The sequence below is a fragment of the Shewanella sp. SM73 genome, from assembly GCF_025653795.1.
Lineage (GTDB): Bacteria > Pseudomonadota > Gammaproteobacteria > Enterobacterales > Shewanellaceae > Shewanella > Shewanella oncorhynchi.
In genome coordinates this window covers 25,206-44,130 of the sequence record NZ_JAKKRY010000016.1, presented here as the reverse complement: position 1 = coordinate 44,130, position 18,925 = coordinate 25,206, and the positions used below count along the sequence as shown (strand labels likewise).

The 18,925-nt window shown below is 46.0% G+C and carries 16 protein-coding genes; 10 read left to right on the top strand and 6 right to left on the bottom strand.

Features of this window, described 5'->3' with window-relative positions:
- Positions 1–42: 42 nt before the first annotated feature.
- On the bottom strand, positions 43–1,263 hold the full coding sequence (locus tag L5M51_RS18585; protein WP_105250515.1) for a threonine/serine exporter ThrE family protein: 1,221 nt from the start codon (positions 1,261–1,263) through the stop codon (positions 43–45).
- Between the two features lie 157 nt (positions 1,264–1,420).
- On the opposite strand from L5M51_RS18585, the gene L5M51_RS18580 reads away from it, so the two are divergent.
- From L5M51_RS18580 to gntR, 3 genes are all read left to right on the top strand, one after another.
- Positions 1,421–1,831, top strand: a complete 411-nt coding sequence (locus L5M51_RS18580) for an MAPEG family protein (RefSeq protein ID WP_263174061.1) — start codon at positions 1,421–1,423, stop codon at positions 1,829–1,831.
- 215 nt (positions 1,832–2,046) lie between these two features.
- Positions 2,047–4,467, top strand: a complete 2,421-nt coding sequence (locus L5M51_RS18575; RefSeq protein ID WP_263174059.1) for a YgiQ family radical SAM protein — start codon at positions 2,047–2,049, stop codon at positions 4,465–4,467.
- Positions 4,468–4,688: 221 nt separating this feature from the next.
- Complete coding sequence (gene gntR / locus L5M51_RS18570) at positions 4,689–5,687, top strand: gluconate operon transcriptional repressor GntR (protein WP_168826035.1); 999 nt, start codon at positions 4,689–4,691, stop codon at positions 5,685–5,687.
- A 53-nt stretch (positions 5,688–5,740) separates the two neighbouring features.
- On the opposite strand, the gene gntU is transcribed toward gntR, so the two are convergent.
- Positions 5,741–7,084 carry a gluconate transporter gene (gntU, locus tag L5M51_RS18565; RefSeq protein ID WP_263174057.1) on the bottom strand — a complete coding sequence of 448 codons (1,344 nt, stop codon included), beginning with the start codon at positions 7,082–7,084 and terminating at the stop codon, positions 5,741–5,743.
- Positions 7,085–7,169: 85 nt separating this feature from the next.
- Between gntU and L5M51_RS18560 the strand changes: the two genes are divergently transcribed.
- Positions 7,170–7,730, top strand: coding sequence for a gluconokinase (locus tag L5M51_RS18560; RefSeq protein ID WP_263174056.1), 561 nt, complete (start codon positions 7,170–7,172; stop codon positions 7,728–7,730).
- A gap of 374 nt (positions 7,731–8,104) precedes the next feature.
- Here the strand turns inward: L5M51_RS18560 and L5M51_RS18555 are convergent, their stop codons facing one another.
- From L5M51_RS18555 to speFL, 4 genes are all read right to left on the bottom strand, one after another.
- Positions 8,105–9,259: a porin gene (locus L5M51_RS18555; RefSeq protein ID WP_263174055.1), complete on the bottom strand. Its 1,155-nt coding sequence runs from the start codon at positions 9,257–9,259 to the stop codon at positions 8,105–8,107.
- 124 nt (positions 9,260–9,383) lie between these two features.
- On the bottom strand, positions 9,384–10,703 hold the full coding sequence (gene potE, locus L5M51_RS18550) for a putrescine-ornithine antiporter (protein ID WP_105250509.1): 1,320 nt from the start codon (positions 10,701–10,703) through the stop codon (positions 9,384–9,386).
- Positions 10,704–10,789: 86 nt separating this feature from the next.
- Positions 10,790–12,952, bottom strand: coding sequence for an ornithine decarboxylase SpeF (speF, locus tag L5M51_RS18545; RefSeq protein WP_105250508.1), 2,163 nt, complete (start codon positions 12,950–12,952; stop codon positions 10,790–10,792).
- Between the two features lie 321 nt (positions 12,953–13,273).
- Complete coding sequence (speFL, locus tag L5M51_RS22855) at positions 13,274–13,357, bottom strand: leader peptide SpeFL (protein WP_224022194.1); 84 nt, start codon at positions 13,355–13,357, stop codon at positions 13,274–13,276.
- A 503-nt stretch (positions 13,358–13,860) separates the two neighbouring features.
- Here speFL and L5M51_RS18540 point away from each other — a divergent pair.
- The 6 genes from L5M51_RS18540 (at position 13,861) to L5M51_RS18515 (ending at position 18,918) form a co-directional block, all read left to right on the top strand.
- On the top strand, positions 13,861–14,403 hold the full coding sequence (locus L5M51_RS18540; RefSeq protein ID WP_263174054.1) for a YbhB/YbcL family Raf kinase inhibitor-like protein: 543 nt from the start codon (positions 13,861–13,863) through the stop codon (positions 14,401–14,403).
- A gap of 24 nt (positions 14,404–14,427) precedes the next feature.
- Complete coding sequence (locus L5M51_RS18535) at positions 14,428–15,186, top strand: helix-turn-helix transcriptional regulator (RefSeq protein ID WP_263174052.1); 759 nt, start codon at positions 14,428–14,430, stop codon at positions 15,184–15,186.
- A 49-nt stretch (positions 15,187–15,235) separates the two neighbouring features.
- Positions 15,236–15,586: a YkvA family protein gene (locus tag L5M51_RS18530; RefSeq protein WP_263174141.1), complete on the top strand. Its 351-nt coding sequence runs from the start codon at positions 15,236–15,238 to the stop codon at positions 15,584–15,586.
- Between the two features lie 193 nt (positions 15,587–15,779).
- A complete protein-coding gene (locus L5M51_RS18525) occupies positions 15,780–17,177 on the top strand; it encodes a hypothetical protein (protein WP_263174051.1) in 1,398 nt (465 codons plus the stop codon).
- 2 nt (positions 17,178–17,179) lie between these two features.
- A complete protein-coding gene (locus tag L5M51_RS18520) occupies positions 17,180–18,217 on the top strand; it encodes an acyltransferase family protein (RefSeq protein ID WP_105250503.1) in 1,038 nt (345 codons plus the stop codon).
- Between the two features lie 95 nt (positions 18,218–18,312).
- The gene (locus L5M51_RS18515; protein WP_263174048.1) at positions 18,313–18,918 is read left to right on the top strand and encodes a hypothetical protein; all 606 of its coding nucleotides are present in this window, start codon (positions 18,313–18,315) and stop codon (positions 18,916–18,918) included.
- The last annotated feature ends 7 nt before the right edge of the window (positions 18,919–18,925 follow it).

The following is an 18,925-nucleotide window of genomic DNA, read 5'->3' as shown; positions in this document are numbered from 1 at the left end:
GAGGTAGCGGCTGGGCGCGGGCTCCAGCCGGATTAGCGATTGTTACAGTGTACGCCTAGGTGGGACAGCGACGTTAGCAAAGATGAGCCCCGCAATCAGCGACATAAAAATCAAAAAGATTTGCGAGCCTATGTGCGACTGATTGAGCATGGTCTCTCCTGAGATCAGTGCATTGAGTCCGATATAGGTTTTACTGCCGGGGACTAAGATCACTATTCCCTGCAACAGGGCGATGGAGGCTGGCGCCTTCATCCAGCGGGCGAAGAGGTTAGAATAAATTCCTACTGCTAAGGCACCAAAGAAGATCCCCACCGAATCACCAAAATAATGTCCGCCGAGCATGGCTGAGAAAAACGCCACTATCCCAGCCAATACGCCCCAAGGCGAATCTTGCATCCTTGCTTTGAAAATAAAAACCAGCGCCATAGATAGAATCGGAACCGCCGACCAAATTGCCCAGCGAGGTAAACCCTCAGGTTCTATGTGAATCGCTTCGCCGAACATAGCTTTACCGATTGCCATGCCGAGCACTGCGCCAAAGTACAGCTTAAATAATTGCATGCTCGCATCCATGATGCGCGCCGTGCCAGAAATTAAATCCCGTGCGGCGAGTTCAGCTAAACCTAAGGTTAAGGCTAAGCCGGGAATAAAAATAATAATGGAGGAGAGGATCACTACTGGGATATTAATATTAGGATCAATACGCGCTATGCCACAGGCTGCGATTGCGCAAAGGATAGTGGCGAAGGGTTCGAGCACTTCGGCCATGCGGGCCGAGCGTTCGGCACGGTATACCAAGCCATAGACGAATAAGCCTAATAATCCTGACCAAAATACATCGTTCCAACCCGTGCCCATCAGCATAGCGAAAGCGGCGGCAGAAGTTCCAAAAGAAAAGCAAGTTAATACAGGGCCATAGGGATTGGGTTTATTGGCAATTTCTTCTAAGCGATCTAAGGCCTCGGCCAAAGTGCGTTTACCTGAGGTTAACTCATCGACCAATTCATCGGTGCGGGCGAGTGAGCCTAAATCGAGTTCACCGGGCTTAACTCGAGCGGCATGGTTATATTCTTGATCGGTATCATGTTGCAAAACGAAGGTCATCGACGTCGGAGAAATAAGGAAATAGCCTTCGATACCTAAGGTGCGAGCAACGGTTTGTAAGTGGGTTTCTAGACGATAAGCGGGTGTGCCAAACTTATGCAAGGCTTTGCCTAGCTTTATGATAAATCTGCGTTTTTCGATAAACTCGTCGTTATCCAATCGGGGTATTCACTGTATAAAAAGTTGTAGGGAATGACGCGCGCATATTAACCTATCTTGTCTATAAAAGGTTAATGGCTTTTAACCTTAATACAAATAAATTGCTGATTTTTTGCAGCTCGGGCTATAGTCAGCTTTTTGATAAGGGGAAATAGGCATGTCTTTGATGATAACGGGTCTTTACGCTAGCCTCACAGGGCTATTAATTGTCGCTTTGGCTTATCGAGTAGTTAAATTAAGGCGAGGTCAGAAAATCGGCCTAGGGGATGGTGGTAACAGCACCTTAGCTTTGGCTAATCGAGTGCATGTTAACCTGATCGAAAATGCGCCTATCGTATTGATTTTAATGCTGGTGGCCGAAGCGGGTGGCTTGCCTGCATTTTATTTACACTGTTTTGGGACTGTGTGGATAGTGGCGCGCTTACTCCATGCTATTGGCTTAACTCAAGGCCAAGGTGGTTACCATTTTGGTCGTTTTTGGGGCGTATTGCTCACTTGGCTAGTGATTATCAGTTTGGCGCTGGTGAATTTGCTGCATTTTGCTCAAGGTTTAGGAAAGGGTCTCTAGGCTCGCAGGTTTGGGCGGTCAATTCCGCCCTAAGCCATATCCATAGCGGATTTAGGGGTATTACGCTTCTGGCTCAAATCCCCCTGAAAATGCCTCGAGTGGTGTTTTTTTAATCGCATCTATCCTCCATTCCCTGCTATACTCCGCGTCCCTAAATTGGCGTAACTTATTTTCGTGGCGCCTTTATTTGACATTACGTTTTCGGGTCACAATCCATGCAAGTTGAATCCACACTCTTTAGTCATCCCAAGTATTGGGCCACGGGCGACAGCACTGCGCCTTTCTTACCTATGTCTCGCAAGGAGATGGATAAGCTTGGTTGGGATAGCTGTGACATCATCATAGTCACAGGCGACGCTTATGTGGATCACCCAAGCTTTGGCATGGCAGTGATCGGCCGTATGTTAGAGGCCCAAGGTTACCGAGTCGGCATTATTTCCCAGCCAGATTGGTCGAGCAAAGAAGCCTTTATGCAATTGGGTCGTCCAAATCTGTTTTTTGGCGTCACCGCCGGCAACATGGATTCGATGATCAACCGTTACACCGCAGATCGTCGTTTACGTTCTGACGATGCGTATACCGCGGGTGATATTGGTGGCAAGCGCCCAGATCGCGCCGTGACTGTGTACACCCAGCGATGTAAAGAAGCCTTTAAAGATGTGCCTGTGATCATTGGCGGTATTGAAGCTAGTTTGCGCCGCATCGCCCATTACGATTATTGGTCGGATAAAGTACGCCGCAGTGTAATTTTCGATGCCAAGGCCGACATTCTGATGTACGGCAATGCCGAGCGTCCTTTAGTTGAAGTGGCACGCCGCTTAGCCGCCGGTGAACCGATAAGCTCGTTGCACGATGTGCGTGGCACAGCTGTTATCCGTAAAGAGCCACTGCCCGAATGGCGCGGTATGGACTCGCGCAAGATTGACCAACTGCACAAGATAGAGCCGCTGCCGAATCCTTACGGCGCCGATGATGTGGGTTGTGCTAACTTGTCTGGCCCGTCGGATGTGAAGATATTCGATAACGAAGCCCCTAAGCCAATTAGCGTTCAGCCGCCTAAACCTAAGCCATGGGATAAAACCTATGTGCTGCTGCCAGCGTTTGAAAAAGTGTCCGAAGACAAATATTTATATGCCCATGCTTCACGGATTTTGCACCAAGAGCAAAACCCAGGTTGTGCCCGTGCGTTATTTCAACCCCATGGCGACCGCGCCGTTTGGGTGAATCCGCCCGCATGGCCGCTCAATACCGATGAGATGGATGCGGTATTCGATTTACCCTATCAGCGTATTCCTCATCCGATTTACGGCAAGGAAAAAATCCCTGCCTATGACATGATCAAGACGTCTATCAACATCATGCGTGGTTGCTTTGGTGGCTGTTCTTTCTGCTCGATTACCGAGCATGAGGGCAGAATCATTCAGAGTCGTTCACAAGAGTCGATTGTTAAAGAAATCAAAGATATTCAGGATAAAGTGCCAGGCTTTACTGGGGTGATTTCCGATTTAGGCGGCCCAACCGCCAACATGTATCGTTTAGGTTGTACCAGCGAAAAGGCTGAAAAAACCTGTCGTCGTCTTTCTTGTGTGTTTCCATCGATTTGCGGCCACTTAGGCACAGATCATAAACATACAATCGACTTGTATCGCGCTGCGCGTGCGGTACCTGGCATCAAGAAAGTATTGATCGCCTCTGGCGTGCGTTACGACTTGGCGATCGAAGATCCGGCTTATGTTAAAGAGTTAGTGCAGCACCATGTGGGCGGCTACTTAAAAATCGCCCCTGAGCATACCGAAGAAGGTCCGCTCAGCAAGATGATGAAGCCCGGCATGGGCGCCTACGATAAGTTTAAAGAATTGTTCGATAAGTTTTCTAAGGAAGCGTGCAAAGAGCAGTTCCTGATCCCTTACTTTATTTCGGCCCATCCAGGCACGACCGACGAAGACATGGTGAACTTAGCGTTGTGGTTGAAGGAGCGTAAGTTCAAGCTCGACCAAGTACAGAATTTTTATCCGTCACCGATGGCGAATGCGACCACGATTTATCATACCGAGTTAAACTCGCTGAAAAACGTCAAGCACACCAGCGAAGTGGTATCTGTACCGAAGAAAGGGCGCCAACGTCGCTTGCACAAAGCATTGCTGCGTTATCACGATCCTGCGGGTTGGCCATTGATCCGTGAAGGCTTAACCGCCATGGGGCGTGAAGACTTGATCGGTAATAGTCCGCATCAGTTAGTGCCGCCAGAGGGTCGAAATGAGCGCGGACCTAAGTGGATGAAAGATGCTAACCAAGGCCAAAAAGCCTTTACTCGCTTCTCGGGCAATCAGTTTGATGACCGCAAGGGCGACGGTAAATCTAAAAGTGCAGCGAAAGGCGGCGCGCAAGCTCAGGCTGGTGCTGAGTCAAAACCCGCTGCTAAAGGCGGAAAACCAGCCGCGAATGGCACTAAGCCAACGGGATCTAAACCCAGTGGAGTCCATTCGAGCCGTCCGGGAGCGAAGGCGCCCTTCGGCCAGTCTGGTTTTAAGGCCGGCGGCGCTCAAGCGAACAGCAGTGCTAAAGGCGGAAGCCCATCAAAAACGGGTGGCAAATCTGCAGGAAAGCCCTCTCAGGGTCGCCAACAGGCTAAGTAACACTTTTCGCCATCACAAATAATGTTTAAAGGCTGCTCCAGATATGGTTTGGAGTGGCCTAGCTAGCATGGTCATTCCGCTAAAATAGTCCTCAACTGGTATCGCTGGGCGAACTATTATAAGATCCCTGTCTGATGTTTATGTCTACTATTTGTTTATATTCGATATTTTAGCTATACATCTCACCCATATCCGCGGTTCGTTAACTAACATTAGATACTATGAATAAAAAGCGTAGACCCAGTCTTCAAGACGTTGCCGATCAAGTTGGGGTCACCAAAATGACGGTGAGTCGCTATTTAAAAAATCCAACAAGGGTGGCGCAAAGCACTCAAGAGAAGATTGCTGTCGCACTAGAAACCTTAGGTTATATTCCTAATCGCGCGCCGGAAATTTTAGCGCAAGCAACCAGTCGCGCCATTGGCGTGTTAGTGCCTTCGTTAACCAACCAAGTATTTGCTGAAGTGCTGCGCGGTATCGAGAATGTGACCGGCAAACGCGGTTATCAAACCATGCTGGCTCACTACGGGTATCAGGCTGAATTAGAAGAAGAGCGGGTGGCATCACTGCTCTCTTACAATATCGATGGCTTACTCTTGTCCGAAAGTTACCACACGCCGCGTACCGTGCGAATGATTGAAACGGCGGGCATTCCGGTCATCGAAATGATGGATAGTGTGTCGCCTTCGATTCAACAGTGTGTGGGTTTCGATAACACAGCGGCCGCATGCGAAATGGTTAAGGCCATGATTGCACAAGGCTATCGCCACATTGCTTACTTAGGTGCGCGCATGGATATTCGCACTCAGCTTAAGATGCGAGGCTACGAGTTAGCGATGCAGGAGGCTCAGCTTACACCTTTGGCGATGACCACAAATGAGGCATCGTCGTTTTCCTTGGGGGCGTCGTTATTGCAACAAACATTAGCGAAATATCCCTATGTGGATAGCTTTTTTTGCACCAACGATGACTTAGCGGCGGGAGTGATATTTGAGTGTCAAAGACAAGGCATCAAGATCCCTGAACAAATTGGCGTTGCAGGGTTTCATGGCCATGATATTGGCCAATCTATGACGCCAAAATTGGCGAGCATTATTACGCCAAGAAAAGAGATTGGTCGAATTGCTGCCACTGAGCTATTAGACAGGCTAAATGGCAAAGAGATAGCAGAATCGGTTATCGATCTTGGCTATCGTATTGATTTAGGGGAAACACTGTAGACTTCCCCTCGTTCTTTCGCTTAACGACTTATGTTTGTCATCACAGGTTATCGTTAGAGAAACGCAGAGATGATGACTGCGACTATGCCGCCCGTCGTACCGATAATGGTCTCCATTACAGTCCAAGTTTGCAGTGTTTGTTTTTCTGACAATCCAAGAAAACGGTTAGCGAGCCAGAAGCCTGAGTCATTGACGTGCGAGAGCACAATCGAACCACCGCCAATGGCAATCGTAATTGCCGCCAATTGAGCACCATCTAAGTTTAGTGGTTCAAGTATTGGGATGATAAGGCCGCAAGCCGTTAACATGGCCACGGTTGCCGACCCCTGGATCACGCGCACCGAAGCCGACAAAATAAATGCTAGTATTACAATCGGTAATCCCGAACCTGCCAACATATTGCCTAATGCATCGCCGACACCTGAGTCAATCAGCACTTGCTTAAACACGCCGCCAGCACCGGTGACGAGAATAATGATCCCAGCAGGTTGGAGCGAACTGCTACAGATTTCCATGATGCGCTCATTTGGAATATTGCGTCTAACGCCCAGTACATAGAATGCGATTAAACAGGCTAGCAAAATGGCGGTGAATGGATGACCTATCAAGGCGAGCCAATTATGCAGATCGGATTTTTCATCAATAAAGCGTGACACAACTGTCTTTAAACCGATAAGCAGCAGTGGGAACACCACAATACTGATTGATAGCGCGAATGAGGGGATCGGTCCGCCTTCTCGTTCACCTTTTTCCTGCTGCTCGTGGGCAGGCAGCTCAACATGGACTTTTTGGGAGATAAGGCTGGCAAAGAGTGGACCGCCTAGAATCATCGCCGGAATCGATGCCAATAAACCGAAAACTATCATGTAGCCAAAGTCGGCATTGAGCTGGGAAGCGACCAAAATAGGCCCTGGTGCAGGGATGAGAAATGCCTGACAGGTGGCAATACCCGCGAGCAGTGAAATACCAATTTTAACGACGCTGCCGCCCCCTTTACGAACCACGGCAAAGGCGATGCCAATCAGCAGTACCACAGCAACGTCGAAGAAGAGGGGGAGCGCACAGATAAAGCCTGTAAAGGTCATGGCCCAGTGAGCTTTGTCGTTACCAAATTTATTCAGCAGTGTATGGGCTATCTGATCTAGCGCGCCAGTCTCTTCCATTACCCGGCCAAACATGGCTCCCAAAGCGACCACAACCGCAACAAAGCCCAGTGTTCCCCCCATACCTTGTTGAATCGTATTGGTAATATCAGCTGGGTTCATACCAGAGAAAAGGCCGGCAATGATCGACACCAGTATCAGTGATACTACTGCATGTAATCTCACTTTCATCACTAAGAACAGTAGCAGGGCGATTGAACCCAGTGCTGTCAGAATCAATGACATATCAGACATAAGAGGACTTTTCCTTGTTAGTTAAGTTGTCCACATTTTTGTAGGTTACCGGTAACATGTTACCCGTAATATGGTAGAGTGGGAAGTGACTAAATTCGGGAATTGGCATGAGGTTAACAAAGTGACTGAGAGAAAAAAAGGCAATAGCTATGTGTTCATGGGCGTCTCTAGTTGTGGCAAATCTTCGATTGGTGCCGCGGTCGCAGAGGCTTTAGAGACGAAATTTATTGATGGTGATGATCTGCATCCTAGAGCCAATATTATCAAGATGAAATCTGGCTCACCGCTCAACGATAGCGATCGCGCTCCTTGGCTTGAGCGCATCAACGACGCTGTGTATAGCATTGAGCAAAAGGGGGAGCAGGGGGTTATTGTCTGCTCTGCACTGCGTCGCCAGTATCGTGATTTAATCCGTCAGAACAACAGCAAGCTGGTGTTCATTCATCTATACGGAGATTTTGAATTAGTCAAAGAACGCATGTTTGCCAGAAAAGCCCACTTCATGCCGATTGAGCTGCTCAAGAGTCAGTTCGACACGCTGGAAATGCCCGCGACTGATGAAGCTGACGTTATCCAAGTGAGCATAGATGGCACTTTCGAAGAAGTCGTGCAGCGCTGTATTCAGGCGATAAATGGCGAAGCGTAAGGTCAACGTTGGCCATTGAAGTCAAGCGCAAAGTCGTAATGCACATCGGCTTAAACCGCTCAATTTTTTATAAAAAAAGCCACTCCAGAAACTAACTTGGAGTGGCGTAGAGATAATGGTAAGCCTGCGGTACCATCCAATGAGTGTTACGGCGAGCGTTTGTAGACGGAACGTGCGCCGCACCTCAGTCTCAAATAAGCTCACGCATATGAGCGATGACGCGAGCTGCCTATCCTGCTAAACATGATTTAACTCAAAATGTGATTAGAACTGTCACTAAAGACTGTTACTCAAAATCGTCCTGCTTCATGCGACTAAGCAATGCCAAAGTAGAATGAGCGCTTTAGAAACCTTAGCTAACATCTCCTTTAGTCCTAAAAAAAGTAGTTAATCCCCACTGCGAAGCTGTTGTCTTCCTGTGCTTCAAGTGCAGGATCATCCATATCACTGAAATCTAGCTTCATCTCGGCAAACATCACAGTGTCGTTACTGTAGCGATAATGCAGCCCCAGCATGGCAAATTGGCGAGTCCATTGACCTTGAATCGGCGTAGCTGCATCTGTGTCTAAATCTAAATAACTGAGTACAACCATGGGCACAAAACCGTTGTCGAATTGATAGGCCGTCATCAACTCGGCACCAGTGGCGTCGTAGAGATCGCCGTTGACCAGCTCATTATTTTTACTTTTGTGAGCGTTAAAGCCCACATAGAGACCGTTGGCCTCACGTCCTTCGGCATAGTGATAGTAGTCACCATACATGGCACCAATGCCCATAATTTCATTGGTTTCATCGACTTGAGTATTGCCTAAGTGGCCTTCAAAATCACCGCGGTTAAAACCTGCTAGTAGCTTAAATTTATCGGTTACCGTATAAGTGATACTGGCGCCGTAGCTGCTGTCAAAACTCAGTTCTGAGTTGGTCATCTCGCTACCGTCATCGTTTTTTAGGCTGACATCACCATTGGTTTTGGCGGCATATTGCAGGGCGATTTGTACTGGGCCTAAATTATTACGGTAAATGAATGCGGAATCGGCACGGCCTGTACCTGTGAGGCTGCCATCACCGAAGGTGTAAGCGCCAACGCTGTAACCTGCAAATACGTTCGGTAAATCTGTAGTGCCTGCGACATCGTAATAGGCTCCCCATTGTTTACCGAAACTCAGGTTGCCCCATGTATCATGGGACATGCCAACATAACCTAAGCGGTTATAGAGAAAATCATCGGTTTTTTCGGCGGCGAGTTTGCCCCCTTGCATCACTAGCCCATCGTCGCTGGAGACCATGTTGATCCCCCATTCTGTGGTAGCAAAAGCGGTCCAGCCATTTTTCTCGCTCCGTTCGAAGCTGAATCTTAGGCGTGACGAGTCGTCGATAACTGAAGTATCGTGGCTGTCATTTAATGCTGCAAACCCTAACCAACCTGTTAAATTTAATGTGTTTTTTTGATCTTTATAGAGTTCAACCGCCTGACTGCTGGTGGCCGTTAATAGCATAGGTAACACTAAAGCGAGACAAGTCTTATTCATAAATCCCCCGATAATGAGCAAGTATTCTCCAGGGGATCATAGGCTTGGCCTATGATCCCAGAGTTATCGTTAGTCTTGATGTGGATGTTGGTATTAATTGTTTCCGATCATGCGTTAGCCGTATTTAGGCTGGACGTGTGTCGGCAACAGGCGCTTGGTTTGAGATCACGCCGAAAATAGTCCAACCGAAGAAGGTGGCTATGGCGCCAAGCATCACTGCGGTTTCGCCAGAGCTGTACAGAGCGTAGAAGCTATATAACGCACCGATTACGGCGATCACGTTGGCAACGCGGGCTTTATTGATAGGCACTTTTTGCTGTCTTTGCATTATGCCAAGCGCGGCCATAGATAAGATATAAGGCACAATGTTGGTGACGACGGCGAGGTTAACGAGTGCTTCGAACTGCTTACTCAGTGATGGGCTAATGGTCATCAGCGATAACGCTGTTTGGATCGAGACGATAATAGTCATGCCCCAAATTGGCGCATCGGCTTTACTGACTTTAGAGAAAATTTTAGGAAAAAATCCTTCATCGGCAGAGGCTTTAAACACTTGGGCAATAGTGAACTGCCAACCTAAGAGTGATCCAGTACAAGAGATAATGGCGCAGGCCATCACGATTTTACCGACCACAGGATTAAACATTTGTGCGAAGGCTAAACCGAATGGCGCATTCGACATGGCAAGCTCGGCGTTTGGCACAATACCGGCAATGACGTTAGTGGAAACGATATAAATCACTGCTGCACCTAAGGTTCCGCCCATCACGGCGATAGGTACGTTTTTTTCTGGGTTATCGACGGCTTCTGAGTTTGCACAGGCCGATTCTAAACCGAGGAACGCCCACAAAGTCATAGCGATAGAACCGCCTAAGGCTTTGAAGAATGGCATATCATGCGGGTTCCATGCGCCTTTATAGAGGTCGATGTCAAACCAGAACCAGCCAATTAAAGATACGCCAATCACAGGCAGAATAATCCCCCACACAGTCACGCTACTGACGCGACCCGTGATGCGGGCACCACCGAAGTTAGCAATGGTTGCCAACCAAAGTACGCCAATGGTCGCAAGACAAATTGCCATCGGGCTTAAGTTAACTTCCAGCAACACGGCTGCGTAACCCACGGCAGAGATGGCAATCGCGACGTTGGCGATTAACAGCGAGACGGCATAGGTGTAGTTGGCCATAAAGTTGCCAGAACGGCCGAAGGCATACTCGGCATAACCGCCCATACCACCGGATTTTTTACTGAACATACCGCACTTAGCAAAGGCGAAGGCGAGGGCCGTTGACCCTGCAGCTGTTACTAACCAAGATAAAATGGAGATAGTACCGACTTGAGCTAATTGGGTTGGCAGCATAATAATGCCCGAACCCATCATGTTGACTATGGTGATAATAGTTAATTGGACGACGCCAATTTTATTTTCTGATTTACTCATACTAATAACCTAATTTAGGTGACTTATTATAGGAGGCATGAATTTGACTGCAGAGTGGGGTTAATAAACTCTGCAGTCAGTCTTCATTATTTATTTAGTACATAGCCCATTGCTTGAATTTTGCCGTCTGCGGTATTTTCGAGATAAACACCTTGCAGTTCTGGTGAGAATCCAGGTAATAGGTTGATGCCTTCTTCAAGGGCAAGGAAATAACGTTGAACAGAACCGCCCCATATTTCACCTGGCACCATACATAACACGCCTGGTGGGTAAGGGAGCGCGCCTTCTGCTGCAATTCTTCCTTCAATTTGCGAGAGTGGGACTAATTCTACTTTGCCACGAATAAACTCTAGGTTTGCTTCCTGCGGGTCCATCACTTTTGTAGGGAAATGTGCTTTACGGAACATTTCTTTCTGCAGTTGTTTTACGTCATGGCTGACATAAAGATTGTGCATTTCTTGGCAGAGTTGACGGATAGAATAGTCTTTATAACGGGCTTTATTGGCGTTATAAACGTTAGGTAATACTTCAGATAATGGCGCATCTTCATCGACTAATTTCTCGAAACGAGATATTTGTGATACCAGATGTTGCATCTTGGCCATATCTTCCGCAGGTGTCATCAGGAATAAAATCGAATTCAAGTCGCACTTCTCTGGAATAATATTATTTTCCCGTAAGAAGTTAGCCAGAATAGTCGCTGGAATACCAAATTCGGTATATTTGCCTGTTTCAGCATCTATGCCCGGTGTTGTTAATAAGAACTTACAAGGGTCAACAAAGTATTGGCCTTTTTCATAACCTTCGAAGGAGTGCCATTTCTGACCAGGTTCGAATTCGAAGAAGCGTAAGTCATCGGCCATTTGTTCGGTTTCATAGTCTTGCCATAGGCGGCCGTCGATCATTGTTGGCACGAATGGTTTGATATATTTACACTTTTTGAGCAATAGCTTACGTGCTTCGATACCCGCTTTTACCGCTTCGCGCCACAGATAACGACCGCTCGCGCCTTCATGCATTTTCGCGTTTACATCTAGCGCCGCAAATAAAGGATAGAAGGGACTGGTAGAGGCATGCATCATAAAGGCGTTGTTGAAGCGTTTATGGTTGCAATATCTATCTTGGCCTTTGATATGTTTATCTTTTTTATGGATTTGCGAGGTTTGTGAGAAACCTGCCTGCTGTTTATGCACCGATTGAGTCACGATAATGCCTGGATCTTCAGCAGTTAGTTCGAGCAAGAGTGGTGAGCAGTCATTCATCATAGGGATGAACTGTTCATAACCCACCCAAGCCGAGTCGAATAAGACGTAGTCACAAAGATGGCCAATTTTATCAATCACTTGGCGAGCATTGTAGATAGTGCCGTCATAGGTGCCGAGTTGGATTATCGCCAAGCGGAATGGGCGTTTTTCATCGGCTCTTTCTGGCGCGACTTCACGAATTTGCTCTCTTAAATAGGACTCTTGGAAACAGTGGGCATCAATGCCACCAATAAATCCGAAGGGATTACGTGCCGTTTCTAAATAAACAGGTGTAGCACCTGCTTGAATTAATGCGCCATGGTGGTTTGATTTGTGATTATTGCGGTCGAATAACACGAGGTCGCCTTTCGCTAACAGCGCATTAGTCGCGACTTTATTTGATGACGAAGTGCCGTTAAGTACGAAATAGGTTTTATCGGCATTAAAAACTTTGGCAGCGTATTTCTGTGCTTCCAGTGGAGCGCCTTCATGGATCAGTAAATCACCCAGTTTCACGTCGGCATTACACATATCCGCGCGGAAAATTGTTTCGCCAAAAAAGTCGAAGAATTGGCGGCCCACAGGGTGTTTGCGGAAGAATTGTCCGCCTTGGTGACCAGGACAGGCAAAGGTAGAGTTACCCATTTCGACGTATTTTTTTAACGTACCGAAGAAAGGTGGCAATAGCGCTTGTTCATATTTACTTATTGCAGTCTCAACCTGTTTTCCGTAGAAGTCAGTGTTATCACCGCAGAGTTCAAATACCCCTGTAATCGATGAGCAAACATCATCAGGGAAGGTTTCTTCACAGCAAACTGAAACGAAAATGGGCAGTTTCAATCCGGTGTTTTTAATCTTTTCAACAATACCATTTCTAACATCATCAACAGAGACGACAGCCGCGCCCACATCGCAAAAATCTGTGGTTAATACATTGACAACCTCTCTGTCGATATCGAAACAAGATCTAACAGATAAGCTAGCGGCTACTTTTAATGATTTCATAGTTAATTTCCCTTTTACTTTATAAAAAATAGATACAAGTGTGCCTATACCTAATTAAAAACATTAATGGTATGAAAATTAGATATAGCTATTCCGTGCGCAGATTAAATGTGGTTATGCCAAAGTTACGAAATAAATATAAGTAGAAATATATTTATTGAGCGTATGAATAGCTTAGCCGCAGAAAAATTGCACTGATAAAAGAATGCTTTGATTAAGGTGTTAGATAATAAACCAAATGAAAACAGTACGATAAGTGTTTGCGCCTATTAGGGCAATAGCACTTTAGACCTGTTAATTGGCCTACTACCTACGCTAAGGTTAGCGGAGGAAGATAAAGGAATGATCGAAATAGTCACGTTGACTAGGCATCATGATATGCCGTGTGCGCCTGATATGCGCCATAATTTTAGATTTCCTCTTCATATACGACTCCATTATGACTTAGAGAAAATGGTTAGGTTTTTATTACGTAATGAAGTTTATATGCGAGTTATAAATAAAATCATGACCTATGTCTTATTTTTAAATAATTAGCACGTCAATTTAACTTAATTTATCAATATTAAATGGAGTCAATCATGCTTAAGTATCTTTATCTAAATTATGAAAGTAAATATTGTCAACATTATTTAAATAATATTATTTGCATAAAATATCTTATTTAAAATAGCTAATCTTAATTTAAAGGCTGCTGTAATCATCATTCTGATTTATACCGCATTCCATATTTGCATTGTTATGCAGATATTCTCGTTACAAAATCATTTTCCTGCTTGAAAAATGCAAAAATGATAACTTTTTTCTCACATTTGAGCATTTGGGGCAGAAAGTTGTCGTTTTAGGGCAGATGTTATTTTTTTGATTGACGTAAAGTGAGTCAGGTCGAACATGAATAGGAGATAGACATGAATAAAGGGTGGTTAGGGGCGAGTTTAGTGCTTGGGTTATTCGTTGGGCAGGCAAGTGCTATGACATTAACGAGCAAAGATATGAGCGAGGGCAATAAACTGACATCGCAATTAGTGTTTAATGGCTTTGGTTGCCAAGGGGAAAATACTTCACCGCAACTGACTTGGACTGAGGTGCCCACAGGAACTAAAGCATTTGCAGTGACAGCTTATGATCCAGATGCGCCAACGGGCAGCGGTTGGTGGCACTGGGCCGTATATAACTTACCCTTAGCGCAAACTTCACTCGCACAAGGTGCGGGCTCGCATGTTGATGCACTGCCCAAAGGTGCCATTGCCTTGAAGAACGATTTTGGCACTACAAATTTTGGTGGCGCATGCCCGCCCCAAGGTCATGGCGTTCACAGGTATGAATTTACTGTGTGGGCATTACCCAGTGCTTTAGAATTGCCAAAGGACGCTAGCCCTGCCTTATTGGGCTTTATGCTCAGGGCACAAGCGCTCGGCAACGCCAAGTTGACTGCGGTATATAATCGATAATCCATTGATAATTAGGCTGGTGTCATGATCCGTATGTTTGAATATGATTCGAAGCAGGCACAATCTTTATCTCAAGTCCCTGTACATCAGCCGTCGATTATTCGGGTTATCTATGGTGAAAAGTCTCTGCTCTGGCAAGATGAATCTGTTTTAGTAGGCCAAGGGCAGTTACTGTTAATTCCTGCTGGTTCGCATATTAGCTTTGTTAATCGACCTTTTCTTGGGCGTTATCGGGCGGTGCAGTTATTACTCCCCCACGATTTACCCCAAGGCATTTTATCAAGTGCTACCGATTGGCGTGACCCTATGCCAGTCCAAAACATATCACGCGCTGTGGACTTAGCTTGGAATGCGCTATTACAGAGTTTGACCTTGTCTCTGGCCGATCCTGTTCAACTACATTATTTGGCCGCGTTACTGTTAAGTTTGCCGGATAAACGCAGTGTGAACTGGTTGTATGGACACACCCAACGCAGCGTGACTCAAGTGGCCTTGGCCTTGATGAGTGTGAGTCCTTCGGCATCATGGCAGCAGGAGGATATTGCCGACAAGTTACACATGAGCACGGCAAGCCTTAGGCGTAAATTGGCCTTAGAAGACACCAGTTTTAGGCAGTTACTGGTAGAAGTGCGGCTTTGTCATGGTTTAGCCATGTTGCAGAATTCGAGCGAGCCAGTATTACAAGTGGCTTTGGCCTGTGGTTATCAATCTGCGGAAAAGTTTTCCTTACGTTTTAAGCAACAATTTGGCCTGACCCCAGCGGCTTATCGTCGTACTCTGTGAAGTGGCATTGGTGTATACCCAAACAACTTTAGGGTACTGGAGAAATATGATGGCGGATGAGCAATTTACTGACAGCGGATTTTGGAACAAGATCAAACTCTTTAGCCGTCAAGCAGGTAGAGAGGTCATTGAGCGGGCACTATGGCTTTATTATGCAGCGCAACAACCCAATACGCCTAAGTGGGCTAAGTCAGTCATCTACGGCGCGTTAGCGTATTTTATTTTGCCTTTAGATGCAATTCCCGATCTGACTCCTTTAGTTGGCTTTACCGATGATTTAGGTGCCCTTGCCGCGGCCCTGACTATGGTGACCTTATATATCGATGATGAAGTGAAATCCCTTGCGGCGGATAAACTCGCACAGTGGTTTGGAGATATGCCGAGCGAACCTAAGACTTAAACCTATTGCGAGCGCAATTGCCTAAGTGATGTAAAATTGTGCTAAAAATATGATTTCATTAGGAGTCGTTGATTTGGTTTTGACTGAGATTTTCTGGGGTAAAAATATTTTTTTGCAAATGTTTCACTATTGCTTGATTGCGCTATATGCTAGCGCTGTTTTGTAAACCCCTTGTGTTTGTTTAGGCAGATAAATGAAAAATATTATGGTAGTGATCCTATGGCTTTTAGGTGTCTCTGCCGCTACCCCAGCGCTTGCCGATGAGGCCTCTCCGGAACAACTCGCCCGTCTTTACCTCGATTTTATGGCACAGAATAGTCGCCAGAGCGAAGCTTTGTGGCCCGGTTTTCGCCTTGAAGATAAAGTACACCTCTTTAGTTATGGTGGTAATGTCTGGCTTCGACAGCCTGGTGGCGAAATAATCCAAGATAACAGTGTGTTAGAGTCGGTCAATCTGCACTCGGGTCTATCGGTGAGTTTCGGCTTTCCACAATATAATGGCCAGCCAGGCGTATTGATCCAGCTCGAAGTGCCGAACATCCAATTTACTCGCGACACTAAGCCAACGGATTTAGCTTTTTTAATCTGGGCGAGCAATGGCTTGCATGAAGCCTTCCATTTTTATGCCCAATCCGAATGGCGAGTATTGGAAGACGGTAAGCGTTATGAGGGCGAAGTCTTTCCGCTCAACTTCGATGCTCGCTATTATCGTTTACAGTTATTTGATGCCTTAATGGCGGCGCTGGCACAACCCGAGCAACAGTCATTACATCTTAGCTATGCAGCCTATTGGTTGCAGCAATGGCGCCAAATTGCGCCGAATGAAGATAAAGTCGGTTACATCAATGATCTCGTTGAAGGCAGCGCTAAGTATGTGGAATTGGTCGCTGGTGCGCGTGTGTTGAGTCAAAATCAAACTTTACTTGGTTATCAGCAAATACTGACAAAATATGTGTATGACTATTATCAACAGCAGAAGATGTGGGTTGGTTGGACGGCTGAGGCGGCAAATATTGGCGCTCTGGCGGGCATATTGTTGGATAGCACTCAAGACCCTTATGTGTGGAAAGAGTCGGTCATGTCGGGTATGTTGCCTGTGGATTTACTACTGAACCGCGTAAAGCCAGTATCCCCGCTAGACAAGAAAGACACTAAACAAAAGAAACAGCTGCAGGAGATGCTAGCGTATTACCCTGCAACTCAAGCAAAATTGTCTCAGTTGTTGTTGAATGTGCAGGATCCGAAAGTGCCGTTATTGGTTATGCCGAGCGTGAGCGATAGCAGCAGTTTTATCGATGTGGGTGACGTACGTTCTGGCTTTTATGTGGTGCCCTATCAAGAGGAAATGACTCAAGCTTATTTAGGGATGAGCGCGCAATTTAGTAACTTGTCAGTGAGTGGCAGTCCATTACTCGATGTTCCAGTACAAAATTTTTGTGAGGGCATTGAGGCGGCAACTCTGTTACCTTTAGCATTCCCCTTTCAGCGTGAGGGTCAGTATCTGGTATTCAACGAAGCGGAAGTCCATGGAACTATTAGGGTTTCTGCGAGTGTTGTTGATGGAAGAACCCTCTACTGTGCGATGAATTAATAATGAGAAAAAATCAGCTCGAATTTACCTACATGCGTGGCATTGCGATTATTTTTATCGTGCTTGGCCACAGTATTTACAACTCTGGTGAAGGTTTCCCGCTGTTGCTGGAAAATCTATTGCGTGGTGGCACGGCGTTATTTGTGTTTATCTCGGGATACTTTTTCCATCGCATTTTTTATAAGGATTTCGACTACAGCAAGTTTATGAAGAACAAAGTACAAAACGTACTTTATCCTTTTTTAGTTGTGTCATTGATTGGTCTATTTTGTTTGTGTTTGCGCTGGATATTTATGGAGCATCAGCCGCTCGATAATGTCTTGCTGAGTATTTTTTATACTGTGCGTAACGGTTATATTCTGTATCCGCACTGGTACATTCCCTTCATCATGGCGGTGTTTTTATTCTCGCCGATTTTTTTATGGTTTATCCGTTGCTCGCAGCAGATGCGTTGGACACTATTTGTACTGAGCTGTGTGGTAGCGATTCTATTGCATAGACCTATAGGTAACGTCAATTTCATCCACTCAGTCGTGTATTTTGTACCTTTCTACTTGATTGGTATTTTATATTCGCAAGATGAACATATTGTGACGCGCTTTGGCTCTATTTTCACCGCACTAGCGATGATTTTTTTAGTGGTGAGCTTAGTCGAACAAACTTACATAGTGCAGCATATTGGTAACTATCATAAGGCACCGTTTGATTACAACGGTATCGATTGGCAGTTTATTCAGAAACTTTGTTTATGTGTATTAGTACTGAATTTCTGTGAATGGTTGTCGGGACGAAGTCGTTTGCCTTGGTTAGTCGAAGTCGCTGAGATGAGTTTTGCAATTTTCTTTATTCATCCACTCTTCGATATGCTATTTAACACAGCTGCAACCGTAATGCGTTTCCGCTTTCCACCAGGTTCTGCTGTGACTAGCGTGCTCTTTTCCGCTGGGATTTTCATTTTCATGATGGTAGGCAGTATTATGACGGCTCGCTTTATCAAAAAGCGTCTGGGTAATCGATCGCGTACTTATATCGGCTGGTAATCACTTGGCTTATCATCACTAACACTAGGTGAAATTCAGTTTGAATTTATTTCCTAGTGTTAGGGTGTTTTCCATCTAAAAAAGTGGAGAACATAATGAATCCCAACATTACCCTACCGAGCCTCGGGCTTATCAGTTTGTCTTTTATCGCGTTGCCATCCATCGCCGCTCAAGTTGAGTCGCTATCCACCAAGACGCAGAATACTTTTTTCACACAAATAGCAGCCCATTGTGGCCAAGCCTTTGCGGGAAAAGTGGTATCGGGTGACACGGCTGATTCGGCCTTTAGCGGCAAGTCGTTAATTATGCACGTGCGTGAATGTAGCGACACTGAGCTCAAGATCCCGTTCCATGTGGGTGATGACCACTCGCGTACTTGGGTGCTGACTAAAACGCAGCAAGGACTTAAGTTGAAGCACGATCATCGCCATCAGGATGGAAGTGAAGATGCTGTAACCATGTATGGCGGCGACACTATGAATGATGGGACAGTACAGAAACAATCATTTCCAATCGATAGGGAATCTATCGATAACTTCGTTAAGAATGGGCTAACCCAGTCGATCACGAATGTGTGGCACATGGAAATTACGCCAACAACGTTTAGCTATCAACTTACGCGCGAAAATCGCGATTTCAAAGTCGATTTTGATCTTACCCAGCCAGTAGCATTACCGCCCAAACCTTGGGGACACGACTAGTGTCGCT